Annotated in this window: 11 protein-coding genes, 2 tRNA genes and 3 rRNA genes; 3 read left to right on the top strand and 13 right to left on the bottom strand. The window is 58.4% G+C overall.

What is annotated here, in order from left to right:
- Positions 1 to 373: 373 nt before the first annotated feature.
- From WS64_RS11310 to WS64_RS34880, 6 genes are all read right to left on the bottom strand, one after another.
- Positions 374 to 1,276 (bottom strand): plasmid partitioning protein RepB C-terminal domain-containing protein, encoded by a 903-nt coding sequence (locus WS64_RS11310; protein WP_060966947.1) that lies wholly within the window; start codon positions 1,274 to 1,276, stop codon positions 374 to 376.
- Positions 1,273 to 2,175, bottom strand: coding sequence for a ParB/RepB/Spo0J family partition protein (locus tag WS64_RS11305; protein WP_060966479.1), 903 nt, complete (start codon positions 2,173 to 2,175; stop codon positions 1,273 to 1,275). Before WS64_RS11305 ends, WS64_RS11310 begins: the two co-directional genes overlap by 4 nt.
- On the bottom strand, positions 2,172 to 3,785 hold the full coding sequence (locus tag WS64_RS11300; RefSeq protein WP_060966478.1) for a recombinase family protein: 1,614 nt from the start codon (positions 3,783 to 3,785) through the stop codon (positions 2,172 to 2,174). Before WS64_RS11300 ends, WS64_RS11305 begins: the two co-directional genes overlap by 4 nt.
- 119 nt (positions 3,786 to 3,904) lie before the next feature.
- Positions 3,905 to 4,348 carry a hypothetical protein gene (locus tag WS64_RS32695; protein WP_081103814.1) on the bottom strand — a complete coding sequence of 148 codons (444 nt, stop codon included), beginning with the start codon at positions 4,346 to 4,348 and terminating at the stop codon, positions 3,905 to 3,907.
- Between the two features lie 609 nt (positions 4,349 to 4,957).
- Complete coding sequence (locus WS64_RS11295; RefSeq protein WP_059646003.1) at positions 4,958 to 5,422, bottom strand: DUF6714 family protein; 465 nt, start codon at positions 5,420 to 5,422, stop codon at positions 4,958 to 4,960.
- Positions 5,419 to 5,583: a hypothetical protein gene (locus tag WS64_RS34880; RefSeq protein WP_167351615.1), complete on the bottom strand. Its 165-nt coding sequence runs from the start codon at positions 5,581 to 5,583 to the stop codon at positions 5,419 to 5,421. Before WS64_RS34880 ends, WS64_RS11295 begins: the two co-directional genes overlap by 4 nt.
- A gap of 29 nt (positions 5,584 to 5,612) precedes the next feature.
- On the opposite strand from WS64_RS34880, the gene WS64_RS35640 reads away from it, so the two are divergent.
- The gene (locus WS64_RS35640) at positions 5,613 to 5,747 is read left to right on the top strand and encodes a PAAR domain-containing protein (protein WP_081103813.1); all 135 of its coding nucleotides are present in this window, start codon (positions 5,613 to 5,615) and stop codon (positions 5,745 to 5,747) included.
- Positions 5,748 to 5,854: 107 nt separating this feature from the next.
- On the opposite strand, the gene rrf is transcribed toward WS64_RS35640, so the two are convergent.
- The 7 genes from rrf to WS64_RS11260 form a co-directional block, all read right to left on the bottom strand.
- A 5S ribosomal RNA gene (gene rrf, locus WS64_RS11290) occupies positions 5,855 to 5,967 on the bottom strand.
- Positions 5,968 to 6,154: 187 nt separating this feature from the next.
- Positions 6,155 to 9,035: ribosomal RNA gene (locus WS64_RS11285) — 23S ribosomal RNA — on the bottom strand.
- Positions 9,036 to 9,379: 344 nt separating this feature from the next.
- Positions 9,380 to 9,455, bottom strand: a tRNA-Ala gene (locus WS64_RS11280).
- Positions 9,456 to 9,497: 42 nt separating this feature from the next.
- Positions 9,498 to 9,574: transfer RNA gene (locus WS64_RS11275), tRNA-Ile, on the bottom strand.
- Positions 9,575 to 9,637: 63 nt separating this feature from the next.
- Positions 9,638 to 11,170 (bottom strand): 16S ribosomal RNA (locus WS64_RS11270).
- The 16S, 23S and 5S rRNA genes sit together here with 2 tRNA genes alongside, the layout of an rRNA operon.
- Before the next feature lie 578 nt (positions 11,171 to 11,748).
- Complete coding sequence (locus WS64_RS11265) at positions 11,749 to 12,279, bottom strand: cytochrome b (protein WP_185716590.1); 531 nt, start codon at positions 12,277 to 12,279, stop codon at positions 11,749 to 11,751.
- Positions 12,279 to 13,364, bottom strand: coding sequence for a catalase family peroxidase (locus WS64_RS11260; RefSeq protein WP_060966477.1), 1,086 nt, complete (start codon positions 13,362 to 13,364; stop codon positions 12,279 to 12,281). Before WS64_RS11260 ends, WS64_RS11265 begins: the two co-directional genes overlap by 1 nt.
- Positions 13,365 to 13,522: 158 nt before the next feature.
- Between WS64_RS11260 and WS64_RS11255 the strand changes: the two genes are divergently transcribed.
- Both WS64_RS11255 and WS64_RS11250 read left to right on the top strand, forming a co-directional pair.
- Positions 13,523 to 14,044, top strand: coding sequence for a sigma-70 family RNA polymerase sigma factor (locus tag WS64_RS11255; RefSeq protein ID WP_059580351.1), 522 nt, complete (start codon positions 13,523 to 13,525; stop codon positions 14,042 to 14,044).
- Positions 14,041 to 14,799, top strand: coding sequence for an anti-sigma factor family protein (locus WS64_RS11250; RefSeq protein WP_060966476.1), 759 nt, complete (start codon positions 14,041 to 14,043; stop codon positions 14,797 to 14,799). Before WS64_RS11255 ends, WS64_RS11250 begins: the two co-directional genes overlap by 4 nt.
- Positions 14,800 to 15,128 lie beyond the last annotated feature (329 nt).

Below are 15,128 nucleotides of genomic sequence, written 5' to 3'. Positions count from 1 at the left end.
AGCGACGTGTCGTACCCTAGCACGACATGCACGGTAATCGATGAACTAGGAGCTGGAGTGGCCATGATGAAGAAATTGACGCGCATTGGATTCCAGTGCGCAGGGCAATGGTCGATCGGCTCTCTTTGGAGCTCGTGGGTGTGAGCCCCCGATACTGATAGCGCATTCCGTGTGCTTCGGGCCATCCCCCCGGACTGGTCGAGCAGGCGTGACGTGACCGACCGCAGGGGGCGCGGTAGATAGCGTGTAGGGGCACGCTATGCGGTGGACTGAGCGACGGCGAATCCGCTAAGGAGAAACTCATCCCCCATTGATGACCCGTTCTTTGTCATCCCGATTCCCTGTCAGATCGAGTCCCAGCTAATACACATCATCATGTCGTCCCTTCGAGCACTGGCTGCTCCAGAGCGATCATGTCGACAACATTCTGGAGTTCACCCAATAACTCCGCCTGTTGGACTTGCAAGTACTGGCGCACCGACTCGTTCCCAAGCAACCTCGAAAGATAGCCCTTTGCGAGCACGAGGTTGAGGACGTCCTGTCCATAAGTCTGCTCGACCACCTTGTACTGCCCCTGCAGATTGCTCATCTCCCGCTCCATCTTTGCCATTTGCTCGGGGCTCACGCCGGCAAGCTTTCTCGGTTTTTTTCCTTCGACCAACCGAGATGCCGGCGTCGCAACGAGCAACGCTTCCGCATAAGACACGGAAAGGTTGTTCGCCGCTACCATCAGTTCGACACATTCGACTTGCCGCGTCGGCTTCATCTTCCTCAGAGCCCGCGCGAGCTCCGGTGAAAACTGCCGGTCCTTCAGGAGCTCGGTCGCTTCAGCGCAAATCCCATCCAACAATGCCATCCTTTTGATGATCTGAGACACATCTACCGACAGCGCTTTCGCGAGCCGCTCAGGAGACACACCTCGTTCAACGGCCCGACGAATCATGAAGTGCTCCTGGATGGTCGAAAGTCGATTGACGCGGTTGTTGTACGTGTAGCTCTCATCGTCCGTGGCAACGAGGCACGACACGGTGTTGAACTGGAGCTCCTGCAACGCGATCAGTCGCAGATGCCCATCGAGCAGGACGTGGTTGCCCGATGCCTGATCGACCGCCGTCACCGAAAGGGGCTCGATCAAGCCCACCTCTTCGATGGAGCTTCTGATTTGCTTGAACTTTCGCGAGTTCATCATGCCGGCAGGCGTACGCCGTGACGGCAGGATGCTCGTGATCGGAACGGAAAGTGGTTCCGGAATGAATCCAAGTGCTACGCCGGTCATGCTGGACTCCCGCTCGGCCAAACACGTTCCGCCAGATACTTCGGCAAAGTCGCTAGCTCCTCAGCGCGCAGCAGATTGAAGAAGTTCTCATCGGCAAATAGCTGCCTAAGGGCGCCGACAATGAACAGCAACCGCTGCTGCGTAAACTCTGCCTTCCGCACCATCGTTTTCTGCCGCTCAACTTCATGCTGATACGTTCGGACGAGGCTCGATGTGGTCACGTCCATCACCTTGCGCGTCATGTTTCGATTCGCCGTGCGGCCGAGCGCCTTCCTCCGCTCGATGACGCGCCGAGCATCCATCAGCTGGCGCCCACGCAATCTCCCCGATTCATATGCCTCCTGCAGTGCGGCCTGGATCGCCTCATCGTCGTCGCCGGCACCAACAATCGATAACGCTGCGTTCAGCGGGATTCGGCCTTTCTCCACCGCGATCACAAGTCGCTCCTCGCCCTGATGCAGCAGCGTCAGGATTCCCTGCACGTAGTGCTGTGTGAGGCCCGTCTTCTCGGCGATCGCCTTCGGGGCGTATCCGCGTTCCTGCAGTTCGCGTATGCCGGCGAGCAGTTCGAGCGGTCGGCACTGTCGTCTCGCGATGTTCTCCGTCAGGCTCATGATGAAAGCGTCTTCGTCGCTCACGCTCACCACCAGCGCTGGTATCGTCGTTTCGCCGAGCGATCGGAACGCCTTCAGTCGCCCCTCGCCACACACGAGCAGATACTTCTCCACGCCACTTGCCGTTGCCCGTGGCGTGACCAGGATCGGTTTCTTCAGGCCAATGGTCTTGATGTTGGTGACTATTTCGTCGAAAACTCGACCATTGCGCTCGCGAGGATTGATCACCTCGATCTGGCTGATGGGAATCATCCGAACCTCACCGTGCTGCTCACGCTGAGTCATGCTCTTCTCCTCAGCCGAGCACGCTGTGCCATACCGTATAAGTAGTCCAGCGTGTCAAAGCGATAGCTCTCGAACTCGATCGGATTCCAGTCCGCGAGGCTGATACGAGGCTGCCAAAAGTCGATGTGCGGCAGCAGGTAGTAGTCGAGCGCAGTCGAGTTGCTCTGGTCCAGCCTGACTGCCACGGTGATATCCGGCAGCAGGCTCGTGTCGAACCGCACCTTCCAGCGGTTACGGCCGCTCCCGCGCACTTGACACCGTGACAGCACGATGCAGGCAGTGAACTCCCTATTCACAGTCAGCAGGTCCGTCGCCGGATCGCGTGACACGGATCCGCCGAGATCCGCGATCTTCTTTTCCGTGTCGGCAACGATCTCTGGGTGCAGTTGCCGAATGAAGCGGTTCGTCTCGATATAACGATAGTCACGGCCGGGCGTGAAGCCAACCGTCTGGTACGCACGAATCAAGCTGCCGAAGCGATACACATAAACCGAGGTGGACGGCATACCCTCGGTTTCGTCGATCACGACGCCCGATAGAAAACCTCGGCTTCGATACAGGTTTCGCAGACGCTCGATAAGCTCCTCACTCGAGTAGCGCCGCGCGCGCGCCCGCATGATGCCCTGCGCGGTATAGAACGTTTCGCTCGGCACGATGGATTCGAACGCCCCCTCCTTGCGTATCCACATCTCCGACGGATTCGTGACGCGCGATTTCTTCAGCTTGAACGACACACGGTTGTAGACGTTGTTGCCGATGTACTTTTCGTTGGTCAGCACCTCCCGAATAGTTGCCCGAGTCCAGGGACGCCCAAGGTCCGTCTGAACATTCATGCCGTTCAGGCGTGCGGCGATCTCGTGCTCATTGAGTGACTCATTGATGAACCAGCTGTAAATGAGATTGACGATACGCACCTCGCTATCCGGGCCCGGCATCAGAATGACGCGGTCCGTCTGCAGGCACTTGTGTTGACCGCGTTGCAATTCCCCTTTCATGAGGCCATGCTCGTCGACCAGGATCCGGCGCAACGCATAGCCTGCCGGGCCGCCTTGCCGGAAACCGAGCTCGATCAACCGACACTGGCCGGCGAAGACTTTCGCTGACAACTCGCGGCTGTACTCACCGGCCATCGCGCGCTTCACGCCTTTGACGATCGTCGAAACTGGCGAGCCGTCGTTCTCGAACTGCTCGGCGCAATAGGCAACCTGGATGCCTGCGCGCCGGCAGATGTACTCGTAATAGGCACTTTCGTCTGCATCCTGGAATCGTCCCCAGCGGCTTACGTCATAGACGAGGATCACCTGGAAATCGGCCATGCCGGTTTCCACGTCCCGGATCAGCTGCTGCAGCGCTTGGCGCCCATCGATTCGCAAACCACTTTTACCCTCGTCGGCGTAGGTCCGTACGATCTCGAGATCGCGACGAGCAGCGTAGTCGCGAATCCGATCACGCTGATTCTCCGTCGAGTATTGCTGGTGCTCCGTCGACATCCGAACGTATTCAGCAGCCCGCATCCTGCAAGTCTGCTCGCCAACGGATTCGCATGTGCATTCGAGGTCCACGATCCAGCTCCCACCGGCAACCGCTCCCCGCTGCGCCGTCCACGACATCAACTACATGGACTTGTATCGGCGGACGCGTCGCGCCTTGCAACGACGTCGAATGCGAGCGAGTACACAGCCAAGGTAGCAGGCCATAGACCCTTGTCGTACACGTCATCTCTTTGCAATCACGCCGGAACAGGCCTCGGCTCAGACAGCACGGCGATGTGCACCGTCCACGCGTTCATCTTTGCAACGCCGGCCTCAACCGCGTTGCGCAGGATATAGAACCCAGATGCCAGCGGGCGATGGGCCGACCACGCGTCCATGTTTGCAACAGCACCAGCGGTGCGCCGCACATTTCGTCGTCGCTGCATCGCGCAATTGCGATCTCGATAGGCCGGGTGCGTCTCGCGGTAGTGCCGCCAGTAGTCAGGATGTCGGGCCCGCCAGCTGGCCTGGGCGCGGATCTGATTCTCGCGATAGTCGGGATCGACTCGCATGCGCTGGTGCTGCCATGCACGCCGGCGAGCACGCTGGCACGCCTTGGCCGAGCAGAAGCGTTGATGCGGGATGTGTAAGAGCGGAGTGAAGGGTGCGCCGCAGGCGGCACAGATCCGATCCGATTTCATGGCCGTGCTCCACCGAGGAAATCTCAGTGGGGGCCGGCCGTATTACGGGACAGGGTCAGTCGAAACCAGCTCGCGGTACGCGGCGACCCACCCTCGAGAATTTTCACCTTTTGCGACAATCCTGCCGCTTTTTTTCACGAATAGTGACACATGGTTTGGAGGACCGTGTCAGAGTTAGTGAAAAACTTCCATAAAATCAATGGCGTACTTTTCACCATCTACGACAACCTACAGAGGTCACGCCGACTGCAGGGAAACGGCTTCGTGACTTGCACGACGAAATGACGACCGAGCGGCGCTACGCTGTACTACCCGAGGGCCGAAACGCGATCAGTGGATTCCAGGGTGCGAGGACGACGAATACAGCCGCATCCAGAATCGGGGCATCCCAGTCCGGACGTCAGGGGCGGAAGGCGAAGAGTGGCCTCGACTGTGCCTTGACCATGTCGTCGGGACCGCCGTAGATGGCTCCGCTTCGCCGACCCGGGCGCTCGAGCAGATGCCGGCAGTCGGGAAGTCCGAATTATGAGACGGATCCCCCACTGCACCACGTTGATTCAGATCGCCCAACTCGAACCCTCAAATTCGGCTCCGACCGAAAAACGCTGATCAAAATATCTCACGCAGCAGGCTGGCAGCATCTGCCGCCAAGTCGGGATCTTGGTGCCGCCACTCGATTCGGCTCATCTCGTCTAGAAAATCAATGATGCAATTTCGCTGATCTTTTGCATACGTCTTCGAGATTTCATCGAGCCAGTCGCTCGCCCCACCTGTTGCCATTCGGTGCAATTTGTAGACAAGAGAATCGGGTATATTGTCCGCCTCGTCGTACTCATATGTGGCTATCTTCATGAACAACGGAAGAAAAAATGCAAACGCTTTCGGCTTCATAAAAGTGAGGCAAGCCGACTCATCGCATTCGTAGTCTTCTCTTAATTCCTTGAGCGTTATTTCGAAGCGCTTCTTTCCTCGAAAAAAATCGTCGACAGCACATGACTCAATCCCCGATCTGTCTGTGATCGGCTCTCCATTCGGGAAGGGATCGTTTGAAAACATTGAGAAATTCAAGCTCATTTTAGTAATCCCTCGCACTTCGCAACATTCGCCCAGGCTTCGAGTGCTTCGTTACGGTGGTTGGCGTCTCCACCCGCGAAGCACTTTTTGTTGATCAGGTCTCGCGCCATCGCACATTCCCGGTTATTTTCGCGCATCTGCAGAACGGTCGGCTGGTCCATGTTGGCCTTACACGCTCTGGGGCGTTTGCATGCACGGTTACCCGATCGTTCAGGGCTCCAGCCAGTACACGATTGAAGGCCGCCCCGTTGCGCTGGATGGGATGAAGACTGCATGTGGCGCCTCGCTAATCGCCAGCCAACAAGAATTCCTGGCAAGCGAGTGATGCCGTCTGGCTCTAATTAAATCGAGCCTTATCTGCTCCACGCACATCTCGCGCCGCTCAAATGCAAAAACCCCCGCCTTGTCGGGCGGGGGTTTTTGGCTTAGGGAGCCTGACGATTACCTACTTTCACACGGGAATCCGCACTATCATCGGCGTAGAGTCGTTTCACGGTCCTGTTCGGGATGGGAAGGGGTGGGACCGACTCGCTATGGTCATCAGGCAAAGGGGGTTGTTGCGTTGCTTCGCAGCGCAACCAATCTTGGAAGAAGCAGTAATCTTGATTTGGGTTGTGAGCTGTATCTCACACGTACGCGGTACTTCAACCGTCGTACGTCGAGTGCCTCGCACTCGACGCTCGATGTCCGTAAGCGCTAAAGCGCTAACGGGCATCGAGACAGACTTGTTATAGGATCAAGCCTTACGGGCAATTAGTATCGGTTAGCTGAACGCATTACTGCGCTTACACACCCGACCTATCAACGTCCTGGTCTCGAACGACCCTTCAAGGAGGTCAAGCCTCCAGGGATATCTCATCTTAAGGCGAGTTTCCCGCTTAGATGCTTTCAGCGGTTATCTCTTCCGAACATAGCTACCCGGCGATGCCACTGGCGTGACAACCGGTACACCAGAGGTTCGTCCACTCCGGTCCTCTCGTACTAGGAGCAGCCCCCTTCAAATATCCAACGCCCACGGCAGATAGGGACCAAACTGTCTCACGACGTTTTAAACCCAGCTCACGTACCTCTTTAAATGGCGAACAGCCATACCCTTGGGACCGGCTACAGCCCCAGGATGAGATGAGCCGACATCGAGGTGCCAAACACCGCCGTCGATATGAACTCTTGGGCGGTATCAGCCTGTTATCCCCAGAGTACCTTTTATCCGTTGAGCGATGGCCCTTCCATACAGAACCACCGGATCACTATGACCTGCTTTCGCACCTGCTCGACTTGTCGGTCTCGCAGTTAAGCACGCTTATGCCATTGCACTATCAGCACGATTTCCGACCGTACCTAGCGTACCTTCGTACTCCTCCGTTACGCTTTGGGAGGAGACCGCCCCAGTCAAACTGCCTACCATGCACTGTCCCCGACCCGGATCACGGGCCAAGGTTAGAACCTCAAACAAACCAGGGTGGTATTTCAAGGACGGCTCCACCGAAACTAGCGTTCCGGCTTCATAGCCTCCCACCTATCCTACACAGATCGGTTCAAAGTCCAATGCAAAGCTACAGTAAAGGTTCATGGGGTCTTTCCGTCTAGCCGCGGGTAGATTGCATCATCACAAACACTTCAACTTCGCTGAGTCTCGGGAGGAGACAGTGTGGCCATCGTTACGCCATTCGTGCAGGTCGGAACTTACCCGACAAGGAATTTCGCTACCTTAGGACCGTTATAGTTACGGCCGCCGTTTACCGGGACTTCAATCAAGAGCTTGCACCCCATCATTTAATCTTCCGGCACCGGGCAGGCGTCACACCCTATACGTCCACTTTCGTGTTTGCAGAGTGCTGTGTTTTTATTAAACAGTCGCAGCCACCAGTTTATTGCAACCCCTTCACCCTCCTGGCGCAGGCCAGTCAAGCTACAAGGGCGTACCTTATCCCGAAGTTACGGTACCAATTTGCCGAGTTCCTTCTCCCGAGTTCTCTCAAGCGCCTTAGAATACTCATCTCGCCCACCTGTGTCGGTTTGCGGTACGGTCATCGTTAGACTGAAGCTTAGAGGCTTTTCTTGGAACCACTTCCAATTGCTTCGCTCCCGAAGGAGCTCGCGCCACACCCTTGAATCCCGCGCCCGGATTTGCCTAAGCGCCTTCTCCAATGCAGCGACCGGGACGTCCAACACCCGGACAACCTTCCGCGATCCGTCCCCCCATCGCATCTAACAATGGTGCAGGAATATTGACCTGCTTCCCATCAGCTACGCATTTCTGCCTCGCCTTAGGGGCCGACTCACCCTACGCCGATGAACGTTGCGTAGGAAACCTTGGGCTTACGGCGAGGGGGCCTTTCACCCCCTTTATCGCTACTCATGTCAGCATTCGCACTTCCGATACCTCCAGCACCCTTTACAAGGCACCTTCGCAGGCTTACGGAACGCTCTCCTACCATGCGAGCAAGCTCGCATCCGCAGCTTCGGTATATAGCTTAGCCCCGTTACATCTTCCGCGCAGGACGACTCGATCAGTGAGCTATTACGCTTTCTTTAAAGGGTGGCTGCTTCTAAGCCAACCTCCTGACTGTTTTAGCCTTCCCACTTCGTTTCCCACTTAGCTATATTTGGGGACCTTAGCTGGCGGTCTGGGTTGTTTCCCTCTTGACACCGGACGTTAGCACCCGATGTCTGTCTCCCGTGATTGCACTCTTCGGTATTCGGAGTTTGCTATGGCGGGGTAATCTGCAATAGACCCCCCAACCATGACAGTGCTCTACCCCCGAAGGTGAGACACGAGGCACTACCTAAATAGTTTTCGGAGAGAACCAGCTATTTCCAGGTTTGTTTAGCCTTTCACCCCTATCCACAGCTCATCCCCTAACTTTTCAACGTTAGTGGGTTCGGACCTCCAGTACGTGTTACCGCACCTTCATCCTGGCCATGGATAGATCACCTGGTTTCGGGTCTACGCCCAGCAACTGAACGCCCTATTCGGACTCGCTTTCGCTACGCCTGCCCTATACGGTTAAGCTTGCTACTGAACGTAAGTCGCTGACCCATTATACAAAAGGTACGCCGTCACCCCTTGCGAGGCTCCGACTGTTTGTATGCATGCGGTTTCAGGATCTATTTCACTCCCCTCCCGGGGTTCTTTTCGCCTTTCCCTCACGGTACTGGTTCACTATCGGTCGATCACGAGTATTTAGCCTTGGAGGATGGTCCCCCCATCTTCAGACAGGATTTCACGTGTCCCGCCCTACTTGTCGCACACCTAGTTCTTTCATACTGTTTTCGCCTACAGGGCTATCACCTGCTATGGCCGCACTTTCCAGAGCGTTCGGCTAACAATACAAATAAAGAGTGCAAGGCTCATCCCATTTCGCTCGCCACTACTTTGGGAATCTCGGTTGATTTCTTTTCCTGCGGTTACTTAGATGTTTCAGTTCACCGCGTTCGCTTCGCATGGCCTATGTATTCAGCCATGGATACTCCATAAGGAGTGGGTTTCCCCATTCGGACATCTACGGATCAAAGCTCGTTTGCCAGCTCCCCGTAGCTTTTCGCAGGCTACCGCGTCCTTCATCGCCTGTGATCGCCAAGGCATCCACCACATGCACTTGTTCGCTTGACCCTATAACGAGTCTGTCTCATGTCGGCCATCGTTAGCGCTTTAGCGCTTACGAGGGCCCCATCCCCGCATGGGGGACGACAGTCGCTACAGGTTGAGTTCTCGCGTTGTGCCGTATTCCAAAATCGAGCCGAACAATGAAGTTCGAATCATCTTGAGATACATCGATACAATCACAACCCGGATAGTTTCCACGTCCATCTCAAGACGCTTCCGCTATCCAAATTACTTACTTCTTCCAGATTGTTAAAGAACGACAGCCGATACTTTCGTACCGCTCTGACTGGCTCAATCGCCAATGACAAAGACTCGAACCACGCTTCGTTCGAACGCTTGTCATTGAAGATTGGTGGAGGCAGACGGGATCGAACCGACGACCCCCTGCTTGCAAAGCAGGTGCTCTCCCAGCTGAGCTATGCCCCCATGAGTACAGATGCCCCAGGTGTGTACCGCCACACAAGACGGTGGTGGGTCTGGTTGGATTCGAACCAACGACCCCCGCCTTATCAAGACGGTGCTCTAACCGACTGAGCTACAGACCCCTGAGTCTGTCTTTAATTTACAGCCGATAAGCGTGAGCGCTCAACTTGTGCGAGAAGCTCTGGAAAGGAGGTGATCCAGCCGCACCTTCCGATACGGCTACCTTGTTACGACTTCACCCCAGTCATGAATCCTACCGTGGTGACCGTCCTCCTTGCGGTTAGACTAGCCACTTCTGGTAAAACCCACTCCCATGGTGTGACGGGCGGTGTGTACAAGACCCGGGAACGTATTCACCGCGGCATGCTGATCCGCGATTACTAGCGATTCCAGCTTCATGCACTCGAGTTGCAGAGTGCAATCCGGACTACGATCGGTTTTCTGGGATTAGCTCCCCCTCGCGGGTTGGCAACCCTCTGTTCCGACCATTGTATGACGTGTGAAGCCCTACCCATAAGGGCCATGAGGACTTGACGTCATCCCCACCTTCCTCCGGTTTGTCACCGGCAGTCTCCTTAGAGTGCTCTTGCGTAGCAACTAAGGACAAGGGTTGCGCTCGTTGCGGGACTTAACCCAACATCTCACGACACGAGCTGACGACAGCCATGCAGCACCTGTGCGCCGGTTCTCTTTCGAGCACGCCCAACTCTCATCGGGCTTCCGACCATGTCAAGGGTAGGTAAGGTTTTTCGCGTTGCATCGAATTAATCCACATCATCCACCGCTTGTGCGGGTCCCCGTCAATTCCTTTGAGTTTTAATCTTGCGACCGTACTCCCCAGGCGGTCAACTTCACGCGTTAGCTACGTTACTAAGGAAATGAATCCCCAACAACTAGTTGACATCGTTTAGGGCGTGGACTACCAGGGTATCTAATCCTGTTTGCTCCCCACGCTTTCGTGCATGAGCGTCAGTATTGGCCCAGGGGGCTGCCTTCGCCATCGGTATTCCTCCACATCTCTACGCATTTCACTGCTACACGTGGAATTCTACCCCCCTCTGCCATACTCTAGCCTGCCAGTCACCAATGCAGTTCCCAGGTTGAGCCCGGGGATTTCACATCGGTCTTAGCAAACCGCCTGCGCACGCTTTACGCCCAGTAATTCCGATTAACGCTTGCACCCTACGTATTACCGCGGCTGCTGGCACGTAGTTAGCCGGTGCTTATTCTTCCGGTACCGTCATCCCCCGACTGTATTAGAGCCAAGGATTTCTTTCCGGACAAAAGTGCTTTACAACCCGAAGGCCTTCTTCACACACGCGGCATTGCTGGATCAGGCTTTCGCCCATTGTCCAAAATTCCCCACTGCTGCCTCCCGTAGGAGTCTGGGCCGTGTCTCAGTCCCAGTGTGGCTGGTCGTCCTCTCAGACCAGCTACTGATCGTCGCCTTGGTAGGCCTTTACCCCACCAACTAGCTAATCAGCCATCGGCCAACCCTATAGCGCGAGGCCCGAAGGTCCCCCGCTTTCATCCATGGATCGTATGCGGTATTAATCCGGCTTTCGCCGGGCTATCCCCCACTACAGGACATGTTCCGATGTATTACTCACCCGTTCGCCACTCGCCACCAGGTGCAAGCACCCGTGCTGCCGTTCGACTTGCATGTGTAAGGCATGCCGCCAGCGTTCAATCTGAGCCAGGATCAAACTCTTCAGTTCAAACCTGTTACTGTTTTCGGTTCCGTAGAACCGGTCGCTCACTCAAAGCTGACAGGAATATGAATCACTTCATAAACCTGACTTACTTTAGTGTGAGACTCTTGATACTTTCGCTATCTGATCCGAGGATCAGCTCGCTTTCATCAAGCGCCCACACTTATCGGCTGTTAATTTTTAAAGAGCGTTTCTGCGAGGAACTCCGTGTTTCCCGGCAGCGCTGCGTTTTCAGCAGCAGAGAAGCGAGATTATCAACCGTTTTTTGAGACTCGTCAACAACTTTTTTAACTACTTCGTTGCGACGACTGCGGTTTAATTTCGCGTGCACTGGAATCGATAAAACAGACTGCAACAGCACCGCTTCCCTCTTCTTCCCCCGCGCCGTGTTTCCGTTAGCGCGAAAGAGGCGTGATTCTATGCATCCGCCCCGGTCTCCGCAACCCCTTTTGTGAAATATTTTTGACGTGCTATGGCGGGGGCCGCCGAGCACTTCCCAGTGCTCATATATAAGACGACACGGCAGGCGCGGCCTCGGTCGCCCTTGAACAGCCCCCGCCGTATCGAACGCAACCTTCCGTCGATTACCGCCCCACCATCGCCCTCACCACGCCGTCCCGCCGAATCAGCCCGTGATACAGCGCCGCGGCAAAGTGCGCGAGGAACGTCAGGAAGAAGAGATACGCCAGCACGCGATGCGCAATCCGGAGCCAGGCGAACGTCACCGGATCAGCCGACACCAGCGCCGGTAGCTGCACACCGCCGCCCAACGTCACCGGATATCCGCCCGCCGACAGCATCGCCCAGCCGATCAGCGGCATCGCCACCATCAGCGCATACAGCACGAGATGCGACCCGTGCGCGGCCACCTTCTGCCACCACGGCAGATCGTCGGGCAACGCCGGCGGCTTCGACAGCATCCGCACCACGATCCGCACGCACACCAGCACCAGCACGGCCACACCCAGCGGCTTGTGAATCGCCACCAGGATCTCGTGCCGCCCGGAAACCGACGCCACCATCCCCACTCCGATGAACAGCATCGCGAGGATCATCGCGGCCATCACCCAGTGCAGCACCCGCGCCGGCAAACTAAACGTCGTCGAAGCCTTCATCACCGTCCCTCCCCACTCACTCGCGCCACGCCTGCCACGCCGGCCTCTTCACTCGTGCGCCGCAGATACGAATCCGCATACGCGGCCGAGCGCGCCGCCAGCAACGGATCGCCCGACACCTGGATCCCTTGCGGCAGCACCGTCGGGTCGTAATTCACGTCGCGGCACGGGCCGCTGTCCTGCGCCTCCACGCGGTCGAGCACGAGCGTGCCCGCATCGATCGTCGGGCGCTGCTCGGGCCAGATCTTCGTCGCGTCGTCCACCGGGTCGCCGGGCTCCGCCAGCGTGACCAGCAGCTTCCACTTCTGCGGGCCGGCCGCGATGCGCTGCGTCACGTCCTGTTGCAGCACGTTCGGATCCGCGGCCGTCGCGACGTCCCCGGCGCCGGCCGTCTGCTCGGGCACGACACGCCACCGCACGGCCTGGCGCTTGCCGGCCGCATCGACGAAGTAGAACGCGTTCAACCCGTAATAGCTTTCGGTGACGTAGCTCGCGCTCGGCTTCGCACCCTTCACCCATTGCAGGAACGCGGCCGCCTCCGGATGCGCGCCGAAGAACGCCTTCACCTTCGCCGGATCGGGCTTGCCCGTCTTCGGGTCGGGCCGGGTCGCGAGCGTCTGCTCGTAGAACGCCTGCGGCGTCGCGACCGGAAACACCGGCATCGCGTTCATTCCGGTCCGCCATTGCTGGCCGTCCGGCGCGGTGAGCTTCAGCGCGAGGCTGCGGATCGGCACGCTGCTGTCGGGCGCGTACGGGTTCCCGCCCGGCAACGCGAAGCGCCCGACCACCGGCGTGCGTACCGGCTTGAAGAACGGCGCGACCGAATACGCGCTCGCGGCCCCGTTGCCTTCGAAATAGCCGGTCACGCACACGCCCTTCGCGTGATTGCGCCGGTAGCCGGGATGGATGCCGCTGTTGGTCTGCAGCGCGTCGACGAGCCGGTGTGGGGTCAGACGCGCCGGCGCGAGCCATCCGCCGGCATACCCGAACGCCGCCGCCACGCCGGCCACCGCGCCGCCGATCACGGCCCAGCGCCACCACCCGCGCCCGGGCTCGCGCTGCGGCGAAGAAGAAGATTGCTTCATGAATGTACTCCCGATCGTCAGATCATTGTCGAACGCGCGTAGGACGCCGCCCGCGCCGCTTTATTCCACGAAAAGTTTTTTCGTATGCTGGAGGGAATAATCGATGCCGGCCGGCGTCCTACGCGGCATCCACGACCCTTTCGGCCACCGGCCCCGCCATGCCCTCCACCGCCCTCGACGACGAAGCATTGCGCGAACTCATCCCCAGGCTGCGACGTTTCGCGCTCTGGCTGGCGCGCGACGTCCATGCGGCCGACGATCTCGTCCAGTCGACGCTCGAGCGCGCGCTGTCGCGCTGGACGAGCCGTCGCGACGACGCGTCGCTGCGCAGCTGGCTCTTCACGATCCTGTACCGACAATTTCTCGACGGCAAACGCAGCGCGAAGCGCTACGCGTGGCTGCTCGGCCGCATCCACGACGACGACGAAGCGCACTGGCCGTCCGCCGAACGCGAATTCGCGGCGCGCGCGACGCTCGAAGCATTCGGCCGGCTCTCGGACGAACAGCGCAGCCTGCTGCTGCTCGTCGCGGTCGAAGGCTTCACCTATCAGGAAGTGGCCGACCTGCTCGAGGTGCCGATCGGCACCGTGATGTCGCGGCTGTCGCGCGCGCGCCAGGCGCTGCGCCAGCTGAGCGACGGCGAACTTCCTGCTCCTTCCTTGCGGTTGATGAAAAAATGAACACGCCTCCGAACGAACATGACCTTCAGGCCTATGTCGACGGCCAGCTCGACGACGATGCGCGCGCCGCGGTCGAGCGCTATCTCGCGCTGCATCCGGCCCGCGCGGAACAGGTGAAGCAATGGCAGCAGGACGCGCAGCGGTTGCGGGCTGCGCTCGAGAGCGTGCGGATGCCGGCGGACAACCCCGCGTTGGACCCGGCCGCGATTCGCGGCCGGCGGGCCGAGCGCGCGCGCATGCGGTTCGCGATGGCGGCTTCGTTCGTGTTCTGCGTCGGGCTCGGAACGGTCGGCGGATGGCAGGCGCGCGGGTGGAACGCGCCGCCGCCCATCGCGCCGATGAGCGATGCGGTCAAGGCTTATCAGATGATGGTGGTCGATCGAACGGCCAAGGTCGATTACCGGCCGACCGGTGCGGGCGATTTGCAGGGATGGCTCACCAAAGGCGTGGGCGCATCGGCGAAGCTGCCGGATTTGAGCGCGGCGGGGTTCAGGCCGGTCGGTGGGCGGTTGTTCACGACGGACAGCGGCGCTACTGCTGCGATGGTGCTCTATGAGGATGATGCGGGACGGACGCTGAGCTTCTATCTCCGGCCGGCGGAATCGGGACATCGGCTGTTGCCGAACGGGCAACGCGCGGATGGCGCGCTGCTCGCGCGGTATGGGTCGGTGAACGGACTCAATTATGCGGTAGTCGGGCCGGCCGGCAGCGTCGGGGAGAAGGCGATCGCGCAGGCGCTCGATCAGCAGACTTGAAGTAGCGGGATGCGCGCCCGGCAGGCGGTTGGTGGTGACCGCCAGCGGCTTTTGTGGGGCGGCCCGGCGGGCTTGAACGAGTTCATGCTCACCAGTCGAGCGCACAGCGTTTCGACTGACTTTCCCGGGCTGTTGTTCACATCGGAACCCCGGCGGCGCCCTCACCTTTGGAATCACAGGGTTTCGAGTCGCTGCGGAACGGGATATCCACATCGATCACGGGCAAGCGATCTGGCTTCCAAGGCGGGCTGCGATCCTGTCCGTCCAGGTAGAGTCGCCATGGGAACCTGGCTGCCGGCGAGCATCTTGTTGGCTCGGCGCACAAACAC

This window comes from Burkholderia anthina (assembly GCF_001547525.1).
GTDB lineage: Bacteria > Pseudomonadota > Gammaproteobacteria > Burkholderiales > Burkholderiaceae > Burkholderia > Burkholderia semiarida.
The sequence above is the reverse complement of the archived record's forward strand: the minus strand, read 5'-3'. Positions and strand labels throughout refer to the sequence as shown.

What these genes read in the sequence shown, in the direction of transcription:
- WS64_RS11310 (WP_060966947.1), bottom strand. Translation starts at nt 1,276, where the DNA reads ATGACCGGCGTAGCACTTGGATTCATTCCGGAACCACTTTCCGTTCCG.
- WS64_RS11305 (WP_060966479.1), bottom strand. Translation starts at nt 2,175, where the DNA reads ATGACTCAGCGTGAGCAGCACGGTGAGGTTCGGATGATTCCCATCAGC.
- WS64_RS11300 (WP_060966478.1), bottom strand. Translation starts at nt 3,785, where the DNA reads ATGTCGTGGACGGCGCAGCGGGGAGCGGTTGCCGGTGGGAGCTGGATC.
- WS64_RS32695 (WP_081103814.1), bottom strand. Translation starts at nt 4,348, where the DNA reads ATGAAATCGGATCGGATCTGTGCCGCCTGCGGCGCACCCTTCACTCCG.
- WS64_RS11295 (WP_059646003.1), bottom strand. Translation starts at nt 5,422, where the DNA reads ATGAGCTTGAATTTCTCAATGTTTTCAAACGATCCCTTCCCGAATGGA.
- WS64_RS34880 (WP_167351615.1), bottom strand. Translation starts at nt 5,583, where the DNA reads ATGGACCAGCCGACCGTTCTGCAGATGCGCGAAAATAACCGGGAATGT.
- WS64_RS35640 (WP_081103813.1), top strand. Translation starts at nt 5,613, where the DNA reads ATGCACGGTTACCCGATCGTTCAGGGCTCCAGCCAGTACACGATTGAA.
- WS64_RS11265 (WP_185716590.1), bottom strand. Translation starts at nt 12,279, where the DNA reads ATGAAGGCTTCGACGACGTTTAGTTTGCCGGCGCGGGTGCTGCACTGG.
- WS64_RS11260 (WP_060966477.1), bottom strand. Translation starts at nt 13,364, where the DNA reads ATGAAGCAATCTTCTTCTTCGCCGCAGCGCGAGCCCGGGCGCGGGTGG.
- WS64_RS11255 (WP_059580351.1), top strand. Translation starts at nt 13,523, where the DNA reads ATGCCCTCCACCGCCCTCGACGACGAAGCATTGCGCGAACTCATCCCC.
- WS64_RS11250 (WP_060966476.1), top strand. Translation starts at nt 14,041, where the DNA reads ATGAACACGCCTCCGAACGAACATGACCTTCAGGCCTATGTCGACGGC.